The organism is Mesorhizobium sp. M7A.F.Ca.CA.004.04.2.1 (genome assembly GCF_004022825.1).
Lineage (GTDB): Bacteria > Pseudomonadota > Alphaproteobacteria > Rhizobiales > Rhizobiaceae > Mesorhizobium.
The window spans coordinates 1-5,208 of sequence record NZ_RZPH01000382.1; the positions used below are offsets into that span (position 1 = coordinate 1).

5 protein-coding genes and 1 pseudogene are annotated in these 5,208 nt (G+C 64.0%); 4 read left to right on the forward strand and 2 right to left on the reverse strand.

Annotated features, from left to right (window positions below; translation table 11 throughout):
- The 4 genes and pseudogenes from EN893_RS17840 to EN893_RS17855 all read left to right on the forward strand — a co-directional run.
- A pseudogene (locus tag EN893_RS17840) lies at positions 1-428 on the forward strand (branched-chain amino acid ABC transporter permease); the annotation flags it as partial.
- Positions 425-1,129 carry an ATP-binding cassette domain-containing protein gene (locus EN893_RS17845; RefSeq protein ID WP_127268597.1) on the forward strand — a complete coding sequence of 235 codons (705 nt, stop codon included), beginning with the start codon at positions 425-427 and terminating at the stop codon, positions 1,127-1,129. The pseudogene EN893_RS17840 and the gene EN893_RS17845, both read left to right, overlap by 4 nt.
- Before the next feature lie 2 nt (positions 1,130-1,131).
- On the forward strand, positions 1,132-1,833 hold the full coding sequence (locus tag EN893_RS17850; protein ID WP_127268598.1) for an ABC transporter ATP-binding protein: 702 nt from the start codon (positions 1,132-1,134) through the stop codon (positions 1,831-1,833).
- Between the two features lie 82 nt (positions 1,834-1,915).
- The gene (locus EN893_RS17855) at positions 1,916-3,085 is read left to right on the forward strand and encodes a substrate-binding protein (RefSeq protein WP_127268599.1); all 1,170 of its coding nucleotides are present in this window, start codon (positions 1,916-1,918) and stop codon (positions 3,083-3,085) included.
- A 44-nt stretch (positions 3,086-3,129) separates the two neighbouring features.
- On the opposite strand, the gene EN893_RS17860 is transcribed toward EN893_RS17855, so the two are convergent.
- Together EN893_RS17860 and EN893_RS17865 are read right to left on the reverse strand one after the other, a co-directional pair.
- The gene (locus EN893_RS17860) at positions 3,130-4,776 is read right to left on the reverse strand and encodes an acetolactate synthase large subunit (protein WP_127268600.1); all 1,647 of its coding nucleotides are present in this window, start codon (positions 4,774-4,776) and stop codon (positions 3,130-3,132) included.
- Positions 4,777-4,861: 85 nt separating this feature from the next.
- Positions 4,862-5,208: SRPBCC family protein (locus EN893_RS17865; protein WP_281062487.1), on the reverse strand; the 347-nt coding region annotated here is incomplete at its 5' end.

Consider the following 5,208-nt stretch of genomic DNA (forward strand, 5'->3'; position numbering starts at 1 on the left):
GCCGTGGCCGCTGGGGCACAGTGCTGACCGCCATTCAAGACAATGAAATCCGGGCGGCCGCGCTCGGCCACAACGCGCCATTGCGGCTGCTTGTCACTTTCGTCCTGTCGGCGGCGATCGCCGGCCTTGCCGGCGCCCTCTATGTCTGTATGGCCGGGCTGGTGGCACCCGATCTGTCCGGGCTGCTTCTGTCTACGGAAGTCATCGTCTGGGTGGCGGTCGGCGGACGCGGCACGCTGCTTGGGCCAGTACTGGGCGCCATCTTCATTCAGCGCGCGCAGCAGACGATCAGCAGCTTCAACCCGAGCCTGTGGCCGCTGCTGCTCGGCTGTGTCTTCGTCATCATCGTCTTCGTCCTGCCGGATGGCATCCTGTCGATCTACGCGCGGCTGAAAGACCTGTTCAAGGGCGGGAGGCGCGCGCAATGAGCGACATCCTGCTGCAGGCTGAAAATGTCGGTATCCGCTTTGGCGGACTGCAGGCGCTGGAGGCTCTGAACCTCGCCGTACGAGACAAGGAACTTTGCTGCATCATCGGGCCGAACGGCGCTGGCAAGAGCACCTTCCTCAACGTGCTGACCGGCACGCTGCGTCCGACCAGCGGCAGCGTGCGCTTCCTCGGCCATGACATCGCCGGATTGCCGCTGCATCGCATCGCCCGGCTCGGCATCGCCCGCAAATTCCAGATTCCCTCGGTTTTCCCGAACCTCTCGGTGGAGGACAATCTGAAGGTCGCGCGCTGGGGCGCGCCTTCGCCAGTGCGCCCGGTTGGTGAACTCTTGGAACTGGTCGCGCTCGGTAACCGTGCCGCCACGCTGGCCGGCGAGCTCGCGCATGGCCAGAAGCAATGGCTGGAGATCGGGATGGCGTTGGCGATAGAGCCAAAGTTGCTTTTGCTCGACGAGCCGACCGCCGGCATGACACCACAAGAGACGCTGGCGACGGCCGACATGCTGCTGCGGCTCAAGGGCGAGTTCTCGATCGTTGCCGTCGAGCACGACATCCGCTTCGTGCGGGCGCTGAACTGCGAGACATTGGTGCTGCACCAGGGACGCCGACTGCGCAGCGGTCCTTTCCACGACATCGAGACCGACGAGATGGTCCGCGACGTCTATCTGGGGAGGCGCTGAGCATGCTGCGGACACTTGCCGTCTCGGCCGGCTACGGCCTGCTCCCGGTGCTGAACGGCATCGACCTCAGTGTCGCGTCCGGCGAAGTCGTCGGCCTGCTTGGCCGCAACGGCGCAGGCAAGACGACGCTGCTGCGCGTCATCGCCGGCGGCTTGCGAGCGAGCGGAGGCGCGGTGGTTCTCGGTGATAAAGACCTCACCAACGCGCCAGCTTTCCGCCGCGCGCGGGCAGGCATCGCGCATGTGCCGCAGGGGCGCGGGATCTTCAACCAGCTGACGGTGCGGCAAAACCTGGAGGTCGGCACCCGCGCCGCCAAGGACCGTGGCGACGGTGGCATCCCGGACGACATCTTCGGCTATTTTCCGATCCTGCGGGAGCGCGAAGCGCAGGTTGCCGGCACGCTTTCGGGCGGCCAGCAGCAAATGCTGGCGATCGGTCGCGCGCTATGCGGCCTGCCGTCGGTGCTGCTGCTCGACGAACCCTCGGAAGGCATCCAGCCGAACATCGTGCAGTCGATCGCCGAACTGGTGCCGCGCATCGCCCGCGAGCGCGGCATCGCGATCATTCTTGTCGAGCAGAATCTCGATCTCGTTCTCAAGGCATCGGACCGCTGCCTGGTGATGGAGAAGGGCAGGATAGTCCACGAAGGTGCGCCTGAGACCTTCGCCGACGAGACCCTGCTGAAGGATCTGTTGGCCCTATAGAGCGCGCGTGAAGCGCGCCTGGGAACTTGTTGACTTGTAAGGCGTGCATGGGGCGCGCCTGGGACTGGAAGGGAACACAACAATGATAAGCAGAAGAACTGTCTTGAAATCCGGCGGCGCCGCGGCCGCCTTCGCCATCGTCGGCGCGCCGTCGATCCTGCGCGCCGCCGACACCGTCAAGGTCGGCCTATCGATCCCGATCACCGGGCTGCAGGCGATTCTCGGCGAGACGCTGCTCAATTGCTACAAGCTGGCCGCCGCCGAACTCAACGCCGCCAACGGCATTGGCGGACGCCAGGTCGAGCTCATCATCGAGGACAACCAGACCACGACCAAGGGCTCCATCGACAAGGCGCGCAAGCTCATCAACGAAGACAAGGTCGACGTGATCATGGGCACGATCATTTCGCCCGAACGCAGCGCCACGCTGTCGGTCACCTCGAAGGCCAAGAAGCTGTTCTTCTACCCGACCAATTTCGAAGGCGGCGAATGCAACCGCTACTTCGTCGCCACCGGCCCGATCCCGATGCAGCAGGTCGACCCGATGATGCCGTGGGTGGCCGAGAACCTCGGCAAGACGATCTATGTCATGGCTTCGGACTATGCCTGGCCGCAGAAGATGACCGAGGCGATCACGGCAGCCTATGAGAAGGCCGGCGGCAAGATCATCGGCGCCGACTACTATCCGTTCGGCACCACCGATTTCGGCCCGGCCTTCCAGAAGATCAAGTCACTGAAGCCCGATGTCGTCTGGTCGATGGTGGTCGGCAACGACGCCGTCACCCAGCTCAAGCAGTATCGCAGCTTCGACATCAAGCAGCCGCTGATCGCCCCGCTCGACGAGGTCTTCAACAAGGACGCGCTGCCGCCCGGCGTGGCGGCCGGCACCTATGCGCCGCAACCCTACTGGATGGCGCTCGACAACCCGGTCAACAAGAAGTTCATCTCGAGCTTCCGCGAGAAGTTCGGTCAGGAGAAGATGGTCAACGGCATCGGCGAGGCCGGCTACAACGGCCTGCATCTCTATGCGCTGGCCGCCGAGAAGGCTGGATCGTTGAAGGACGATGATGTGCTGGCCGCGCTGCCGTCGATCGAGTTCGACGCACCGCAAGGCAAGATCCGTGTCGACGCCACCAACAACCACACGCTGTGCCATTCCTATGTAGGCAAGGCGGCGTCCGACGGCATCGGCTACGAGATCGCTAAGGACTTCGGCACCATCGAGCCGGTGACGCCTTACTGCAAGGTGTAGGGTCTTCCGCCCAAGCAATCCTGACGGCGGCTTTGTCGCTGCCGTCAGGGCGTCTGCGGCGCTGGCAGCCGCTCGCGCAGTTCGTCGACAAGCACCCTGGTGTTTTCGGAATAGTCGATGGGCACGACGACGAGATGCACGCCGCCGCCGGTGAAGGCCTGTTCCAGCGCCGGCCGCAAGTCGGTGATCTCCGCAACCCTGGTCCCCTTGGCGCCATAGGCCTCGGCATACTTGACGAAATCGGGATTGCCGAAGGTCATGCCGAAATCCGGGAACGCATCGACCGCCTGCTTCCAGCGGATCATGCCGTAGGCGTGGTCCTCGAGCAGCAGGACGACCAGGTTGAGCTTGAGCCTGACGGCGGTTTCCAGTTCCTGGCTGTTCATCATGAAGCCGCCATCGCCGCAGATGGCCATGACACGGCGCTGCGGATAGAGCAGTGCCGCCATCATCGCCGACGGCAAGCCCGCGCCCATGGTGGCCAGCGCATTGTCGAGCAGGATCGTGTTTGCCATGCGCGTCCGGTAGTTGCGCGCAAACCAGATCTTGTACATGCCGTTGTCGAGGGCGAGAATCCCGTCGGCCGGCATCACGGCGCGCACGTCGTGCACGATGCGCTGCGGCGTGAAGCGATCTTCGGTGGCGCGCGCGGCGATCCGGCTCAGAATGCCTTCGCGCAGCGGCAGCAGGACCTGCGCGTTGGGGATCTTGCCCTCGATGCGGTCGGCCAGCAGCGCCAGCGAAGGGCCGAGGTCGCCGACGATTTCGGCTTGCGGGAAATAGACCTGCTCGACATCGGCTGATTGGTAGCCGACATGAATGACCCTCGGCCCCTTCGCTCCCATGATGAAGGGCGGCTTCTCCACGGTGTCGTGACCGATGGTGATGATCAGATCGGCCTGCTCGATGGCCTCGTGCACGTAGTCGCGCTCCGAAAGGGCTGCCGTTCCCATATAGAGCTCCGTGCCGCCGGGCACGGTTCCCTTGCCCATCTGCGTGGTGAAATAGGGAATTTGCGTCCGCAGCACGAACTGCGCGACATCGGGGGTCACGCGCGGACGCGACGCCGCCGCGCCGAACATCAGCAGCGGGCGCCTGGCTTCCATGATCATAAGGGCGGCGCGATCAAGCGCACCCGGGCTGGCCAGCGGCAGTTCGACCGGGTGCGTCGGCACCAGTGCGATCGGCTCACACTCGGCCGCCGCAATGTCTTCCGGCAGTTCCAGATGTACGGGGCCGGGACGTTCTTCCTGGGCGACACGGAAAGCTTCGCGCACGAGCGAGGGGATCATCTTCGGCGAGACGATCTGGCGCGACAGCTTGGTCAGCGGCTTCATCGCCGCGACGATGTCGACGATCTGGAAGCGCGCCTGCCGGGATGACAGGATGCCCTTCTGGCCGGTGATCATGATCATCGGCATCGCGCCGAGCAGCGCATAGGCCGAACCGGTCGAAAGATTGAGCGCGCCTGGGCCAAGCGTGGTGATGCACACACCCGGCTTGCCGGTGAGCCTGCCATAGGTGGCGGCCATGAAAGCGGCTGCTTGCTCGTGGCGGGTCAGGATCAGCTGGATCGAGGAGCGGCGGATGGATTCGACGATATCGAGATTTTCTTCGCCGGGAATGCCGAAAATCCGTTCGACCCCTTCGTTCTCGAGGGCCGCGACGAACAAGTCCGAACCTTTGGTCATAAACTGTCTCTCCCGCAACATTCCGTCGGCCACCTTCATATGGCATCGGAATGCGACGCCTCAAAGAGGCATCTTCGGCCGCGGGTCAGAGCCGCGTGTTGCAGCTCGCCGCCTTCGGCGATGCGAAAAGTTCCTTCGGCGCGGACCACTGTCTGGCGGTCGCGCCGCGCGTGCCGGTGATCAGCGAACGCAGTTCCGACAGATAGGTCTGCACGAAGAACGAGGTCTGGCTTTCCAGCGGCGTGTAGGGGCCTGGCCGGTAGGCACGGGACATAATGCCGTCGGCATTGTCCTCGGTGATCTTCTTGTCCTGCACCGTGGTGACGTCCCACATCCAGCTGATCGCATCGGCGTCGATGTCGTTATCGGCATCCTTGTCGACGAGCCAGGTCAGGATGACGTCTGTTTCCATGGCGTTGCGCGGTATCATCT